Origin of the sequence: Providencia sp. PROV130 (assembly GCF_028482225.1) — a bacterium.
Lineage (GTDB): Bacteria > Pseudomonadota > Gammaproteobacteria > Enterobacterales > Enterobacteriaceae > Providencia > Providencia rettgeri.
The window spans coordinates 40,463-57,363 of record NZ_JAMPQC010000016.1 but is presented as its reverse complement, the minus strand read 5'-3'; the positions used below and the strand labels follow the sequence as shown (position 1 = coordinate 57,363).

Sequence of the window (16,901 nt, the reverse complement as noted above, 5' to 3'; positions counted from 1 at the left end):
TTTTTCAATCGATGCGGTGCCAACAGTCAATCCGCACTCTCAAAAGCTGGCACATATTCGCCAGCAAATCCTGACGCTATTTTTAGATGACGAAGAGTTCGTCCATGCGCTTGTTGAAAATGATCAACACGTCAGTATTGATGACAAAGCAATTAGTGAAAAAATTAGTCTTGTAAAAGAATTGCTGCTTGATTTACATACTGCGGATATCGCCGATATCTTAGAAATGCTCCCTTATGATGAGCGTCTCGCGTTATGGCGTCTTGTTGATAATAACGAACGTGGTGAAGTCTTAGTTGAGGCCTCCGTGTCTGTTTGGGATAGCCTCATTAAGGATATGTCGGACAGAGAACTGCTTCGCGCCGTTGCTAATTTGCATGTTGACGAACAAGCTTATATTGCTGAGCATTTACCTCGTGACACCATGCGCCGACTCCTCACCTATTTAGAGCCTAGCCTACGTAGCCGCATTCGCGAAGTTTTACAATATGCGAAAGATAGCGTCGGGCAAATGATGGATTTTGAATTCGTCACCGTACGCCCAAATGTGACGCTGAAAACGGTTCAACGTTATTTACGCCAACGAGGCAAAATCCCAGAAGCCACCGATAAAATTTTCGTTGTCGATAACAATAATTATCTGCAAGGTGAATTGCCACTAACCACTATTTTGACGCAATCCCCTGAAAAAATAGTGGCCGATGTCATGAAAACTGACACTGTGACCTTCTTGCCCGATGAAAAAGGCGAAGACGCCGCTAGTGCGTTCGAACGTTATGACTTAATTTCTGCTGCTGTTGTTGATAACAGCGGCCTACTGATGGGCCGCCTGACGGTTGAAGATATCGTTGATAACATCAGTGAAGAAAACGATAACAGTATTCGTCGTATGGGGGGGTTAAGCCCTGAAGAAGACGTTTTCGCCCCGGTTGGCCAAGCCGTTAAAACCCGTTGGACATGGTTAGCCATTAACCTATGTACCGCTTTTGTCGCTTCTCGTGTTATTGGCGTCTTTGAAGATACCATTTCCCAATTAGTTGCGTTAGCCACATTAATGCCAATTGTGGCAGGAATTGGGGGGAATACGGGAAACCAAACCATCACCATGATTGTGCGCGCCATTGCCCTGCACCAGATACAAAATAATAGTTTCTCTTTCTTAATGTTAAGGGAGCTTGGCGTCGCCTTTATTAATGGCGTTGTTTGGGGCGGAATTATGGGTGTCGTTACCTACTTCCTGTATGGCGATATCGCTATGGGCGCTGTAATGACATTAGCAATGATCTTGAACCTACTAATGGCAGCGATTATGGGGGTACTTATTCCACTCATTATGCTGAAAATGGGCAAAGACCCTGCTATCGGCTCTAGCGTGATGATCACCGCTATCACAGACACTGGCGGATTCTTTATTTTCCTTGGCTTAGCCACACTGTTCCTCGTTTAAATTTACTTTGCACGCGTCCTGCTTCTTGGCGGGCGCGTGCCATTTACAAAACACTCCCTGTACTAACAAAACCCCGTTAAAAATCCAAAATTTCACAAGTAGACTTATTATTTATCTATTAATTAAATGCTTTTATAGTTATTTAGCTCATCGAGATGAGTAAAGTTAATTATAACGAAAAATAATTAGGTAATATTTGTTTACTATATTTCAGTAAGAATTTATTAAATTAAATATAATTAACACTGTAACTGACTAATTTAAATATACGATATTCTGCAAAATTCATATTATTAACATCATATAAGGTTATTTATCACCACGCCGAATCAATAATCCAGACAAACAAAATTAATTGGAATGTTATTCTTGTTTTTAGGGTTGAGGTTTACAGAATATAGAATTTCCTGCTATAAATATACACATGCAAAAAAGATACTGTGTATTAAACTAAGTTATACCCATCCAACGTTTTATACCTCTTATCTGCACCAATAAAAATGATTAGCTCATTATTATGAGCCAATGCTTATTACTTTGAATTTATGCAATTTAGTATTTCAGGTAGTTAGAAGGAAACTATAATGACACCGCAAACAGCCAGCCAGCCCTCTGCGAGGCCTTTGGGCAAAGAAGACTATAAAACATTAGGCTTATCCTCTTTAGGGGGTACCCTTGAGTTTTACGACTTCGTTATCTTTGTTTTTTACGCAAAAATTATTTCCCAACTATTTTTTCCAGGGGATAACGAATTTCTCGCGCTAATGGCAACTCTGGGTCTATTTGCAGCAGGTTATCTTGCTCGTCCTCTTGGTGGCATTATTATGGCTCACTTTGGGGATAAAATTGGCCGCAAGAAAATGTTTACCTTAAGTATTTTCTTAATGGCATTCCCAACATTTGTCATTGGTTTTTTGCCAACTTTTGAAACCATTGGTGCTGCAGCCCCATTATTGCTGCTGTTAATGCGTATTATGCAAGGTGCCGCGATTGGTGGTGAAATGCCAGGAGCATGGGTATTTATTGCAGAGCATACACCAAAGCAACGCTATGGCTTAGGTGTTGGTACACTGACTTCAGGGATCACTGGCGGTATTTTATTAGGCTCTATCGTCGCTATTATTATTGAACGCTCTTATACCACAACTGAAATTCATGATTTCGCATGGCGTATTCCATTTATTCTTGGTGGTATTTTCGGGTTTATTTCTGTGTATTTACGCCGTTTTTTACAAGAAACCCCAATATTCAAAGAACTGGCAGCGAAAAAGGCTTTGTCACAAGAATTACCCGTCAAAACTGTGATTAAATCTCATAAGCAAGCCTGTATGATCACGGCGGCACTGACGTGGTCATTATCAACCGCTATTGTTGTCACTATTTTGATGACGCCAGATGTGGTGTTAAAAGGGATCTATAACATTGACCGAAATATTGCATTGCAAGCCAACTGTGCCGCAACATTAACCTTAACATTAGGCTGTATCTTCTGGGGTTGGTTAGGTGATAAAACAGGAACACGTGCTTCAATGACTTTATCCTGGGGTGGGTTAGCCGTAACAGCAATTTACTTCTATTCGTCATTATCCAGTGATATTGCGGCGAGTACATTGATTTTTAACTATGGCTTGATGGGCTTCTTTGTTGGCGCGATTGCAACGACACCAATTATCAGTACACGCGCATTTCCACCTGAAATTCGCTATTCTGGCCTGTCATTCGCTTACAATGTGGCTTATGCAATTTTTGGTGGTTTAACACCAATATTAACCGGTGCTTGGTTACAGCAGTCTCACATGGCACCTGCCTATTATGTTGCTGGCGTCTCATTATTAGCAGTTGCTGTGGCCTTTATTCCACTATCTTGGAAAGGTTGGACAGTTAATTCTGAGTCCTCAAACGAAAAATCTGCGGTTCTAAACGCTTCTAGTCTATAAAATCTCTTGCACCCTATTTATTAGGGTGCAATTCTCATCGAGAAAAGTTAATTTCCCCCACGCCCTCCTTTACACACACAACAGCATACCAGTACAGAAATTGACACTTATTCATATTTCCTCCATTTTTCTTTGTACCTATCACGTTAAACTACTAATATGTCTAACTGACTCTTTTTTGTTAGTTTTTTAGTATACAGCCTGACGGATCTCATCCACTTTTTTGAGTTAAGCGAATTACCCAAAATGAATAAACAAAAACAACGTAAACCTTTTATTCGCTCTGCCATTTTTATTGCCATTATTGCGGCAGCTGGCGCTTCTTGGTATTTTTATCATCAAGACAAACAATCAGATACACAATCTACTGATGCTGTAGCAAAACCAAATTCACAGCGAAGTGCAATGGGCCGCCCACCACGTGTTTTAGCCCCTGTACAATTTGCCGTCGCTGAACAGAAAGTCGTTCCGCGCTTTTTATCGGGTTTAGGCACAGTCCAAGCCGCGAATGTTGTCACCGTAACCAGCCGTGTTGAAGGCCAGTTAATGCAGCTGTATTTTACTGAAGGGCAATACGTCAATAAGGGAGATTTATTGGCGCAAATTGACCCTCGCCCATTTGAAGTTCAGCTATCACAAGCAGAGGGGCAATTGGCAAAAGACAAAGCAACATTAGCAAATGCACAATTAGATTTAGCTCGTTATCAAAAGCTTGCTGGCACTAAAGTAATTTCGCAACAAGAGTTAGACAACCAAAAAGCGGCGGTATTACAGGCGCAAGGCAGTATTAAAGTCGACCAAGCGGCTGTTGATAATGCCAAACTGCAATTAACCTACAGTAAAATTACTGCGCCTATCTCAGGACGCGTGGGTTTAAAACAAGTAGATGTTGGAAACTTTATCTCTTCCGGGACCTCAACCCCTCTTGTCGTCATCACACAAACTCAACCCGCGGATGTCCTTTTTGCTTTACCTGAAGGCGATATTCCTGCGATCCAGCAGGCACAATCCTCTGGTGAGAAAGTATTGATTGAAGCTTGGGACAGAAACAATATCGCGCTAATCGCAAGTGGTGAGCTACTCAGTACTGATAACCAAATTGATGCTGCGACTGGTACTCTTAAAATAAAAGCCCGCTTTACCAATGAAGAAGAAAAACTTTTTCCTAATCAATTTGTTAACGTAAAAATGCAAGTTGAAACGCTGCAAAATGCCGTGGTCATTCCAACCGCTGCACTGCAAATGGGCAATGAAGGCCACTATGTTTGGATATTGAGTGATGATAATAAAGTCAGCAAACACAATGTAACTGTGGGTATGCAAGATAGCCAACAAGTGGTTATTGAAAGTGGGCTCGCGGCAAATACCAAAGTTATCACCGATGGTGTTGATAAACTCACCGATGGCACAACGGTCGAAGTCGTTACCCCTGAAGGCATCGCTAAAAAAGAGCCCCGCAAAGGTAAACCTAATAGCGCGGAGAAAGCGTAATGCGGCCTGAAATGTTAAAAGGCGGTGGGCCTTCTCGTTTATTTATTTTGCGCCCTGTAGCAACCACATTATTCATGGTGGCTATATTACTCGCAGGGATCATCGGTTATCGCTTCTTACCTGTTTCAGCCCTGCCCGAAGTCGATTACCCAACGATTCAAGTTGTTACCCTTTATCCAGGCGCTAGCCCTGATGTGATGACCTCGGCAGTGACGGCACCACTGGAAACCCAGTTCGGCCAAATGTCGGGGCTTAAACAGATGTCATCGCAAAGTTCAGGAGGGGCATCCGTTATCACGCTGATGTTCCAACTAACCTTGCCTCTAGAGGTTGCCGAACAAGAAGTTCAAGCAGCGATTAATTCCGCCAGTAGCTTACTACCTTCGGATTTACCCTATCCTCCAATTTATAATAAGGTAAACCCCGCAGATCCACCTGTACTCACCTTAGCGGTCACCTCTGATGCAATGCCGTTAACGCAAGTACAGGATATTATTGAAACGCGAATTGCTCAGAAAATATCCCAAGTGAATGGGGTGGGCTTAGTGACCTTAGCTGGCGGCCAGCGCCCTGCTGTTCGTGTGAATATTAACCCACAAGCCATGGCTGCTAAAGGGCTGGATAGCGAAACAATTCGCCTTGCCATTAATAATGCGAACGTCAACTCCGCAAAAGGGAGTTTCGATGGCCCTACACGTGCGGTAACGCTGTCTGCTAACGACCAAATGAAATCACTTGACGACTATCGTCAACTTATTGTGGCCTTCCAAAATGGTGCGCCTGTGCGTTTAGGCGATATAGCAACGATTGCACAAGGTGCTGAAAATGCCTATTTAGGTGCATGGGCCAATAATGAGCAAGCGATTGTGATCAATGTTCAGCGACAGCCCGGCGCTAACGTGATTGAAACCACAGATACCATTCGTACGCTATTGCCCGAATTGATTGAAAGCTTACCTAAATCGGTTAATGTTGAAATTTTAACCGATAGAACCAGTACCATTCGTGCATCTGTTAATGATGTCCAATTTGAATTAATGTTAGCCATCGCCCTCGTTGTGATGGTGATTTACTTGTTTTTACGTAATGGAATTGCCACCTTAATTCCGGGTATTGCCGTACCGTTGTCACTTGTTGGTACCTTTGCAGTGATGTATTTCTGTGGTTTTTCTGTCAATAACCTCACCCTAATGGCTTTAACCATCGCCACCGGTTTTGTGGTCGATGATGCGATAGTGGTGATTGAAAATATTTCTCGCTACTTAGAGCAAGGCGATAAACCGCTGGTCGCCGCACTCAAAGGGGCTGGTGAAATCGGATTTACCATTATTTCCCTCACCTTTTCCTTGGTTGCAGTATTAATCCCACTGTTATTTATGGGGGATATTGTCGGCCGGTTATTCCGCGAGTTTGCCATTACCCTAGCCGTGGCTATTTTGATCTCTGCTGTCGTCTCATTGACGCTAACGCCAATGATGTGTGCGCGTTTATTAAAACCGGAGTCGCAGCATAAACATAACCGTTTTGAACTAGCGTGTGAGCGCTTCTTTGACCGTATGGTTGCTGGATACGCAATTTGGTTAAAACGTATTCTTAATCACCAATGGTTAACCCTTTCTGTGGCGCTAGGTACCATGGTGCTGACTGTTTTACTGTATCTGTGGATCCCAAAAGGGTTTTTCCCTTTGCAAGACAGTGGAATTATTCAGGGCTCAATTGAAAGCCGCCAATCTATTTCATTTGCAGCCATGGCGCAAAAGCAGCAAGAAGTCGCGTCAAAATTATTGGCAGACCCTGCAGTCGACAATGTCACCACCTATGTGGGTGTTGATGGCAGCAACCCGACATTAAACAATGCGCGTCTCCAAATTACATTAAAGCCTCTTGATGAGCGTGAAGACAGAGTGATGGCGATTATTGATCGTCTCCAGCAATCCGTGGATAACATTGCTGGAGTGAATCTCTATCTGCAACCCATGCAAGATCTCACCATCGATACGCAAGTAGCGCGCACACAGTATCAATTTACTTTACAGGCTGGTTCATTAGAAGAATTAACCACTTGGGTTCCCCAGTTATTAGATGTGCTCAAACAGCAACCTGAACTCACCGATGTCAGTAGTGATTGGCAAAATAAAGGGTTAGTTGCCTATGTGAATGTTAATCGTGATACGGCAAGCCGTTTTGGTATCACGATGTCGGCTATTGATAACGCCTTATATAATGCGTTTGGGCAGCGAATGATTTCGACTATCTATACGCAGTCAAATCAATATCGTGTGATATTAGAGCATGACACACAAACTCGTGATGGTATGGATGCGCTGAATGATATCCGTCTAAAAGGAACTGATGGTGCCATTGTACCGCTGAGTACTTTAGTGAATATTCAAGAAGGTAATGGGCCATTAGCCATTAATCACCTCGATCAATTTCCCGCTGTAACCTTTTCGTTTAATGTGGCGGATGGCGCTTCTCTAGAGTCAGCTGTCAATGCAGTGAAATTAGCCGAATCACAAATTGCGATGCCAAAATCTATTACAACGCAATTCCAAGGGGCGACTTTAGCCTTTGAGGCTGCACTGAGCAGCACTATTTGGTTAATTGCGGCTGCTATTGTGGCGATGTATATCGTATTAGGTATTTTATATGAGAGCTTTATCCACCCGATTACCATTTTATCTACCCTACCGACAGCCGGGGTTGGTGCATTACTTGCTTTAATGATGGCAGGGAAAGACCTTGATGTCATCGCGGTCATCGGCATCATCTTACTAATCGGTATTGTGAAAAAGAATGCCATTATGATGATTGACTTTGCCCTTGCCGCGGAACGTGAACAGGGAATGTCCCCTTATGATGCCATCTATCAAGCTTGCTTACTGCGTTTTCGCCCAATTCTAATGACCACCATGGCGGCCTTGCTGGGTGCCTTACCATTGATGCTGAGTACTGGGGTAGGTGCAGAATTACGTCAACCATTAGGGATTTGTATGGTTGGTGGCTTAATTATGAGCCAAATCCTCACTTTATTTACCACACCGGTTATTTACTTATTGTTCGACCGTCTTTCTCATTACTTTAAAGATCGTCGCCAAGCGAAGAAGGCACAGGTGTCATAATGAAGCGCTTCTTTGCTCTGTTTATTAGCCGCCCGGTAGCAACGACGCTTATCAGCGTTGCGATTACTTTGTGTGGTGCCCTGAGCTTTCTGTTTTTACCCGTTTCTCCGTTGCCTCAAGTGGATTACCCTGTGATTAACGTGACAGCGTCACTTCCAGGGGCATCACCCGAAACGATGGCGTCCTCCGTTGCGACGCCACTTGAACGCTCTTTAGGCAGTATTGCTGGGATCAGCGAAATGACTTCAAGCAGTGCGCTTGGGCGAACCACCATTACCCTTGAGTTCAATCTCGACAAAGACATTAATAACGCTGCACGGGAAGTTCAAGCCGCAATTAATGCCGCACAGAACCTACTACCCAGCGGTATGCCAAGCCGTCCACGTTATTACAAGTCAAACCCGTCTGATGCGCCAATTATGATTTTGACCATGACCTCAGACACCCTAAATACTGGCGAAATTTATGATATTGCTTCGACGCGTTTAGCCCAACGAATTGCCCAAATTGAAGGGGTTAGCGAAGTTTCTGTGGGGGGAGGCTCGCTCCCTGCCGTACGCGTTGAACTCAACCCAACTGCCCTATTTAACCAAGGGGTTTCCCTTGATGCCGTGCGCTCAGCCATCAGCAGTGCTAACGTTCGCCAACCGCAAGGCTATATCAATGATGACGAAAAACGTTATCAGGTACAGACCAATGATGAATTAAAAAAAGCCGCAGATTATCGGCCTATTATTGTTCATTATAGCCAAGGCAATGCCGTTAAACTCAGTGATGTCGCCAATGTTAAAGATTCCATTGAAAACGTGCGTGCGGCAGGTATGGCAGACGGTAAACCGGCTATTTTGATTGTCATTCGTCGTGAAGCGGGTGCCAATATCATTGAAACGGTTAACCGTATTCGTGATGAATTACCCGAATTCAATGACATGATCCCCGCCGCCATCGAGTTAAAAGTGGCACAAGATAGAACTCCGACCATCCGCGCATCTTTAGCAGAAGTTGAGCGCGCCTTACTGATTGCCGTTGCCTTGGTGATCCTCGTGGTGCTGCTGTTCTTACGTTCAGGTCGCGCTACTTTGATCCCTGCCGTTGCCGTCCCCGTCTCATTGATTGGGACGTTTACGGCCATGTATTTATGTGGCTTTAGTTTAAATAACTTGTCATTGATGGCATTAACGGTTGCGACTGGCTTTGTGGTCGATGATGCGATTGTGGTATTAGAAAATATCTCACGTCATATCGAAAATGGCACAAAACCGTTTATTGCCGCGGTTAAAGGCGTGCATGAAGTCGGCTTTACCGTCGTTTCCATGAGCATTTCATTAGTGGCTGTTTTTATTCCCCTATTGCTAATGGATGGGCTAGTCGGGCGCTTATTTCGCGAATTTGCCATTACCCTTGCAACCGCTATCGGTATTTCATTGGTGATTTCGCTAACGCTCACCCCCATGATGTGTGCTTATTTACTGAAGAAACGTCCTCGCAACGTCAAAGCCAAGCATCGCGGATTTGGACGTGTATTACTGCGTTTGCAAGAAAGTTATGGTGTCGCTTTAAATTGGGTGCTCGGACATCGACGGAGTGTTCTCGCAGTGCTATTTGCCACAATCGGCTTAAATGTTTACCTGTATATCACCGTTCCGAAAACTTTCTTTCCTGAACAAGATACTGGCCGAGTGCTGGGCTTTGTGCGCGCAGACCAAAGTATTTCATTCCAGTCAATGAAAGAAAAAATGACCCGTTTTATGCAGCAAGTTAAAGCCGACCCAGCGACGGATAATGTCACGGGTTTTACTGGCGGTAGCCGGGTCAACAGCGGTTTTATGTATATCTCATTAAAACCACTGGGTGAACGTACTGAAAGTTCAGCTGAAGTCATCAATCGGTTACGCATGAAATTAGCCAATGAGCCTGGGGCTAACCTGTTTATGATGCCAGTACAAGACATTCGTGTGGGCGGTCGACAGGCCAATGCCAGTTACCAGTTTACCCTGCTTGCAGATGAACTTTCTGCATTGCGTGACTGGGAACCCGCCATTCGTAAAGCACTCGGTGAATTGCCACAGCTGACAGATGTGAACTCGGATAAGGAAGACAAAGGTGCGGAAATGGCGATCACCTACGATAGGGACTTAATGGCCCAGCTAGGTATCGATGTCCGTGAAGCTAACAGTTTGCTTAACAACGCATTTGGCCAACGCCAAGTTTCCACTATTTATGAGGCAATGAACCAATATAAAGTCGTAATGGAAGTTGCTCCTGAATATACGCAAGATGTCAGTGCTCTCGACAAAATGTTTGTCATCAACAAAGATGGCGACGCTATCCCACTGTCTTATTTTGCACGTTGGCAACCCGCAAATGCACCGCTAAGTGTGAATCACCAAGGGCTATCTGCTTCATCCACTATCGCATTTAATGTCGCGGACGGTTATACCTTAAATGATGCCATTGTCGAAATTGAAAAAACCATGACTGCACTTGGCGTGCCATCGACAGTGAGAGGCACTTTTGCAGGAACGGCACAAATATTCCAAGAAACCTTGCAGTCACAATTGTTTTTAATTTTAGCCGCCATTGTGACCGTTTATTTGGTACTGGGTATATTATATGAAAGTTATATTCACCCACTGACTATTTTATCAACCCTACCCTCTGCAGGTGTCGGGGCATTATTAGCTCTTGAATTATTCGATACGCCATTTAGTTTAATCGCCTTAATAGGCATCATGCTGTTAATTGGGATCGTCAAGAAGAATGCGATTATTATGGTCGACTTCGCCATTCAAGCACAAAGAACCGCGGGTTTAACGGCCCAAGAAGCCATTTTCCGTGCCAGTTTATTACGTTTTCGCCCTATTTTAATGACAACACTCGCCGCTATTTTTGGTGCATTACCGTTAATGTTAGGTAGCGGTGATGGCGCGGAATTGCGTCAACCTCTCGGGATCACCATTGTCGGTGGCTTAATAATGAGCCAATTGCTGACCTTATTTACCACTCCTGTTGTGTATTTAAGTTTTGATAGCTTGAGACAACGTTGGCAGCGCAAGAAATCAGTAACACAGCAAATTGCGGAGGATACCCATGAAGCTTAGGTTGAATAGCGTAAGTACTCGGCTCTTTCTGGCTATTTTTGCGACATGCTTGCTGCTCGTGTTGATTATGCACCAAGGCGTACGCATGAGCTTTCAACACGGTTTTATTGATTATATTAAAGAAAATGATCAACAACGTGTTGAGCTGGTTTCTTCTGCCCTTGCGGAACAATATGAAGAAATGGGTAATTGGGCTTTTCTGATTGGTAATGAGCGCATTTTCTTTCGAATTTTGCGCTCTGTAGAACATCAACAACATCGCGGCCCGATGCGCCAACGCTGGCGAACCATTTTCTGGGTTTATGATACACAAGACCGACTCATTTTCGGGCAAGACACGCCCTTACCGAGCAAAGTTCTTCGTGAACCTATTGTGACTAGCAATGGCGATACCGTCGGCTGGCTCGTTGCCAGTTATGAAACAGGAATTAGCAGCGCCCTTGACCGCCGTTTTGATACCAAGCAAATGTATACCAGTTGGATCATCGCTGGGCTGTCTTTGTTTGTGGCTCTGATTGCCACATTGTTCCTTGCTCGTAGTTTTTTAAAACCGATTAAGCGGTTACTCGAGGGCACTAACCGGCTCGCCAATGGTGATTTTGCCACACGGGTTCCCGAGTCTGGTCGCGATGAGTTAGGGCAACTGGCTAAAGATTTTAACCATCTTGCCTCGACCCTCGAAAAAAATGAACAAATGCGTCGTGACTATATGGCGGACATTTCCCATGAACTCCGCACGCCGTTGTCAGTTCTGCGAGGCGAATTAGAAGCCGTGCAAGATGGTGTCCGCCAAGCTACTCCCGAAACAATCAATTCCCTACTCAATGAAACCCAAACTTTAATTAAGCTAGTTAATGACCTCCACCAGCTCTCATTATCGGATAGAGGCTCATTGGTTTATCGCATGCAACTTACCGATATTATTCCTTTAATTGAAATGGCAATAGGCCAAGCTCGCTGGCGGTTAGAAGACCAACAACTTTCGGTTGAACGACAATTTATTGCACAAGGTTACGTGTTTGCAGACCCAGATCGCATCACCCAGTTGTTCTATAATTTAATGGAAAACAGCTTACGCTATACGGATCCACAAGGTAAAATTGCCATCCAAGTCACACAAGACCAAGACCAGCTCTGTATAATTTGGCAAGATAGCGCCCCGGGGCTTACAACTGAGCAATGCCAACATTTATTTGAGCGTTTTTATCGTGCTGAAGGCTCACGTAATCGCGCCAGTGGTGGTTCTGGTTTAGGGCTAGCCATTTGCTATAATATCGTTGAAGCTCACCATGGTACAATTTCTGCAGCACCGTCATCATTAGGAGGTGTCAAAATTACCATCAATTTGCCGATTCAATTAAAAGATAAAGGGTTATGATCATGGCTGAACAAAGCAACACCCCTGTTTTGGTTGTGGAGGATGAACCTAAACTAGGCCAACTGCTGTTTGATTACTTACAAGCTGCAAACTACCAACCCGCATTAATTGCACGTGGTGACGAAGTCATTGACTATGTGAAACAGCACCAACCTGCGCTCATTTTATTAGATTTAATGTTACCGGGTCTGGACGGCATTTCGGTGTGTCGTGAATTGCGAAAATTCAGTGATGTTCCCATTATTATGGTGACGGCAAAAACTGAAGAGATTGATCGCTTATTAGGGTTAGAAATCGGCGCTGACGACTATATTTGTAAACCTTTTAGCCCACGAGAAGTTGTGGCTCGTGTCAAAACGATTTTACGTCGTTGCCAACCAAACATAACGACCAGCAATAATCAAACCAAACTTATTATCGATGAAAATGCCTTTCAAGTACGTTACGGCTCTCAGTTACTTGAACTCACACCTGCTGAGTTTCGATTGCTTAAATTTATGTCTGATAATGCAGGTATGGTATTTTCTCGCGACCAGTTACTGGACATCTTGTATGACGACCACCGCGTGGTAACGGACCGCACAATTGATAGCCACGTCAAAAATTTACGCCGTAAATTAGAGTCCCTCGATAACGAAAAAACTTTTATCCGTTCAATCTATGGCCTCGGCTACCGCTGGGATGAATGTTAAGTAATCAATAGACATACTATTCTTGTGGGATATTTGGTTTTTTTAGTAAATAGGAGTAAAATCCCCATCCCTTAAAAACACTCTCTCGTATGAGTGAGTGCTGACTTGACATCAGATAGAGAATAACCATGTTTACACCAGAGCTTTTATCCCCTGCCGGTTCGTTAAAAAATATGCGCTACGCTTTTGCGTATGGCGCAGACGCCGTTTATGCGGGCCAGCCTCGTTACAGCTTACGCGTACGAAATAACGAATTTAATCACGAAAACTTAGCCAAAGGCATTCAAGAAGCCCATGAGCTGGGTAAAAAGTTTTATGTGGTTGTGAATATTGCCCCTCATAATGCAAAATTAAAAACCTTTATTCGTGATTTAACCCCCGTCATTGAAATGGGCCCAGATGCACTGATTATGTCTGACCCTGGCCTTATTATGATGGTTCGTGAAGCGTTTCCTGAGATGGATATTCATTTATCTGTACAGGCCAATGCGGTTAACTGGGCTTCGGTGAAGTTCTGGAGACAAATGGGCTTAACACGCGTGATCTTATCGCGCGAATTATCCCTCGATGAAATTGCTGAAATTCGCCAACAAGTACCGGAAATTGAGCTTGAAGTCTTTGTCCATGGTGCCCTTTGTATGGCCTATTCCGGCCGTTGTTTACTTTCCGGTTATATTAATAAACGCGACCCTAATCAAGGGACTTGCACCAATGCTTGCCGCTGGGAATACAACGTACAAGAAGGTAAAGAAGACGATGTGGGTAACATTGTCCATATCCATGAGCCCATCCCAGTACAAAATGTGACGCCAACCTTAGGTGCGGGTGCGCCAACAGATAAAGTCTTTATGATAGAAGAAGCCAAACGACCTGGCGAATATATGACTGCCTTTGAAGATGAACATGGCACTTATATCATGAACTCAAAGGATTTACGCGCAATCGAGCACGTTGAAAACTTAACAAAAATGGGTGTTCACTCATTAAAAATTGAAGGCCGTACAAAATCGTTTTATTACTGTGCTCGTACTGCACAAGTCTATAGGCGTGCAATTGACGATGCTGTCGCTGGAAAACCCTTTGACCCAACGTTACTCTCCACTTTAGAAGGATTAGCCCACCGTGGTTATACTGAAGGCTTCTTACGTCGCCATACCCACGATGCCTACCAAACCTATGAATATGGCTACTCTGTTTCTGAAACTCAGCAATTTGTGGGTGAATTTACCGGCAAACGTGTCAATGGTATGGCTGAAGTTGATGTAAAAAATAAATTTAGCGTTGGAGATAGCTTAGAGATGATGACACCTGCGGGTAATATTGTCTTTACCTTAGACGCTTTAGCAAACCGCAAAGGCGAAACGATTGATGTTGCACCAGGCAACGGCCATGTGGTTTATCTACCAATCCCTGAAGATGTTGATGTCAATTTTGGTTTGTTGATCCGTAACCTAGCAGGAACAACCACCCGGGCACCTCATCAAACTCAGCCAGAAAAGCAAATTGCAGGCTAAGCACCACTGAGTTATTTTTAAATAGCTTGCCCACTAAAAGCCAAAATCTCATCGTTTAATACTTTGATATTTTGGCTTTTTTTTACCTATAAAACGATATTATTTCACTTTATATGCTTTTTTCTTATATGATAATCATTCGCGTTATTGACATTTCCATTAAAAAATGCGCTGAATATCCAATTTTATGCAACAGATCACATCAATTGGTTATTCAATATCGTATAGTCACTCTCGAAAACGAAGAACTAGAAAGTCATAAAATAAGACTAGGAACCACCTCCTTGGCTGGCTCAATCTCCCTTGAGCTAGCCATTTCTTTTATCTGCTACTTTTATTTCATTTCTCTTGTTAACGCTATTTCTGTAAAAAAATCAAAAAAAACTCATCCATATTTTATTAATCCATTTATACTCGTTTTAACGAATATTTGACATACGTTAAGCCAAATGGATGGGTATTTATGAATCAATATCAGTCAGCCATGGTTATTCTTAATGGTAAACAAGCAAATCACATCGAGCTGCGAAAAGCCATTACTCACCTGCGTAAAGAAGGCCATCAAATTCAAGTCCGTATTCCTTGGGAGCTGGATGATACGCATTATTTTATTTCTCAGGCGATAAAATACGGTGTTGATACCATCATTGCCGCCGGAGGTGATGGCACAGTGAATGCGGTTGCCAGTACCCTGATGAAATTCCCTAGCGAGTCCCGTCCTACTTTAGGGATCCTCCCGATGGGCACAGCAAATGATTTTGCCACTAGCGCGAATATTCCAATGGATATTGAATCAGCACTAGCACTCTCATTAAAAGGCAAAGCTGTGCCTATTGATATTGTGCAAGTCAATGAGCAATATTATTTCCTTAATATGGCCACTGGCGGCTTTGGGACACGTATTACCACCGAAACACCAGAAGCACTAAAGTCGGCGTTAGGAGGAGCGGCTTACGTAATAAATGGCTTACTGCGTCCTGACACACTGAAAACGGACATTTGCCATATTGAAGGGGAAAATTTTAGTTGGGAGGGGGAGACGTTAGTCATTGCTGTCGGAAACGGCCGGCAAGCAGGTGGAGGCCAGCAACTGACACCACAAGCACTCATTAATGACGGTGCATTAAATTTACTGATTATTCCTGCAAGGGATGTGATACCCGCATTTTTATCGAATTTATTTTCAGCTGATAAAAACGAACACTTAGTTGAAAAGCAATTATCGTGGGTAAAAATTTCATCTCCTCACGATATGATCTTAAACCTTGATGGTGAGCCACTCTCGGGAGATACCTTTACGTTCTCAGTGCAGCCAAACGCCATTCAGTGCCGGTTACCTCCTCAATGTAACTTATTAACTTAAAGCATAATATGAAAGCCCGAGTATTTGGGCTTTCAATCTTTTAAGGTTACCACCATGCATGGAAGTGATGCACAGGACCTATTCCCTTTCCAACTTCTAAGCTATCCGCTTGTTCTAACGCGGCTTGTAAATACGCTTTAGCCTGCGTAACGGTTTCTTGCCAATCCGCGCAACGAGGGCGCAACGCAGCCAAAGCTGCCGACAAAGTACACCCTGTACCATGGGTATTTTTTGTATTTATGCGAACAGAAGTAAAACGCCATTCGCCTTTTGGTGTGATTAACCAATCTGGGCTTTCAGCATCACTTAGGTGCCCGCCTTTCATTAATACCGCTTGGCAACCTTTTTCAAGCAATTTATACCCTTGAGTCAGCATTTGACTTTCTGTTTGTGCGACTTTTTCGTCTAACAATACCGCTGCTTCGGGTAGATTTGGTGTAATAATAGAAACGAGGGGTAATAACTGTTGGCGCAGCGCATCAACCGCATCTGGTAATAGCAACGGGTCGCCACTTTTAGCCACCATGACGGTGTCCAATACCACATACGGAATAGGATATTGTTTCAGCGCATTCGCCACAACGGCGACATTACTTTGATTAAACAGCATACCGATTTTTGCGCTATCAATTCGCACATCACTGAGAACCGAGTCTAATTGCGCTGCCACAAATTCAGGGGGTAAGTCTTGAACAGATTGTACACCTCGGGTATTTTGAGCCACCAATGCTGTCATCACGCTCGTACCATAAGCCTCTAACGCAGAGAACGTTTTTAAGTCTGCCTGAATACCCGCCCCACCCGATGGGTCTGTTCCGGCTATGGTTAACGCATTGATCCTCATGAGTGACTCCCC

9 protein-coding genes and 1 pseudogene are annotated in these 16,901 nt (G+C 43.7%); 9 read left to right on the top strand and 1 reads right to left on the bottom strand.

Translation table 11 applies throughout. The features are described from left to right. Positions 1–160: 160 nt before the first annotated feature. The 9 genes and pseudogenes from mgtE to yegS all read left to right on the top strand — a co-directional run. Positions 161–1,447, top strand: a pseudogene (gene mgtE / locus PSF28_RS11285) (magnesium transporter); the annotation flags it as partial. A gap of 584 nt (positions 1,448–2,031) precedes the next feature. After that, positions 2,032–3,384 carry an MFS transporter gene (locus PSF28_RS11280; RefSeq protein ID WP_272664744.1) on the top strand — a complete coding sequence of 451 codons (1,353 nt, stop codon included), beginning with the start codon at positions 2,032–2,034 and terminating at the stop codon, positions 3,382–3,384. 246 nt (positions 3,385–3,630) lie between these two features. Beyond that, on the top strand, positions 3,631–4,875 hold the full coding sequence (locus PSF28_RS11275) for an MdtA/MuxA family multidrug efflux RND transporter periplasmic adaptor subunit (protein WP_210836324.1): 1,245 nt from the start codon (positions 3,631–3,633) through the stop codon (positions 4,873–4,875). Beyond that, positions 4,875–7,997, top strand: coding sequence for an MdtB/MuxB family multidrug efflux RND transporter permease subunit (locus PSF28_RS11270; RefSeq protein WP_272685070.1), 3,123 nt, complete (start codon positions 4,875–4,877; stop codon positions 7,995–7,997). Before PSF28_RS11275 ends, PSF28_RS11270 begins: the two co-directional genes overlap by 1 nt. After that, positions 7,997–11,098, top strand: coding sequence for a multidrug efflux RND transporter permease subunit MdtC (mdtC, locus tag PSF28_RS11265; RefSeq protein WP_210836326.1), 3,102 nt, complete (start codon positions 7,997–7,999; stop codon positions 11,096–11,098). Before PSF28_RS11270 ends, mdtC begins: the two co-directional genes overlap by 1 nt. Then, on the top strand, positions 11,088–12,476 hold the full coding sequence (gene baeS, locus PSF28_RS11260) for a two-component system sensor histidine kinase BaeS (protein ID WP_210836327.1): 1,389 nt from the start codon (positions 11,088–11,090) through the stop codon (positions 12,474–12,476). Before mdtC ends, baeS begins: the two co-directional genes overlap by 11 nt. Next, entirely contained in the window at positions 12,473–13,168 is a 696-nt protein-coding gene (gene baeR / locus PSF28_RS11255) for a two-component system response regulator BaeR (RefSeq protein ID WP_210836330.1), read from the top strand. Before baeS ends, baeR begins: the two co-directional genes overlap by 4 nt. A gap of 128 nt (positions 13,169–13,296) precedes the next feature. Then, entirely contained in the window at positions 13,297–14,682 is a 1,386-nt protein-coding gene (gene trhP / locus PSF28_RS11250) for a prephenate-dependent tRNA uridine(34) hydroxylase TrhP (RefSeq protein ID WP_210836332.1), read from the top strand. Positions 14,683–15,145: 463 nt separating this feature from the next. Further along, positions 15,146–16,045, top strand: coding sequence for a lipid kinase YegS (gene yegS, locus PSF28_RS11245; RefSeq protein ID WP_210836333.1), 900 nt, complete (start codon positions 15,146–15,148; stop codon positions 16,043–16,045). A gap of 46 nt (positions 16,046–16,091) precedes the next feature. Here yegS and thiD read toward each other — a convergent pair whose 3' ends face one another. Beyond that, positions 16,092–16,889 carry a bifunctional hydroxymethylpyrimidine kinase/phosphomethylpyrimidine kinase gene (gene thiD / locus PSF28_RS11240; RefSeq protein WP_210836335.1) on the bottom strand — a complete coding sequence of 266 codons (798 nt, stop codon included), beginning with the start codon at positions 16,887–16,889 and terminating at the stop codon, positions 16,092–16,094. Between the last annotated feature and the right edge of the window lie 12 nt (positions 16,890–16,901).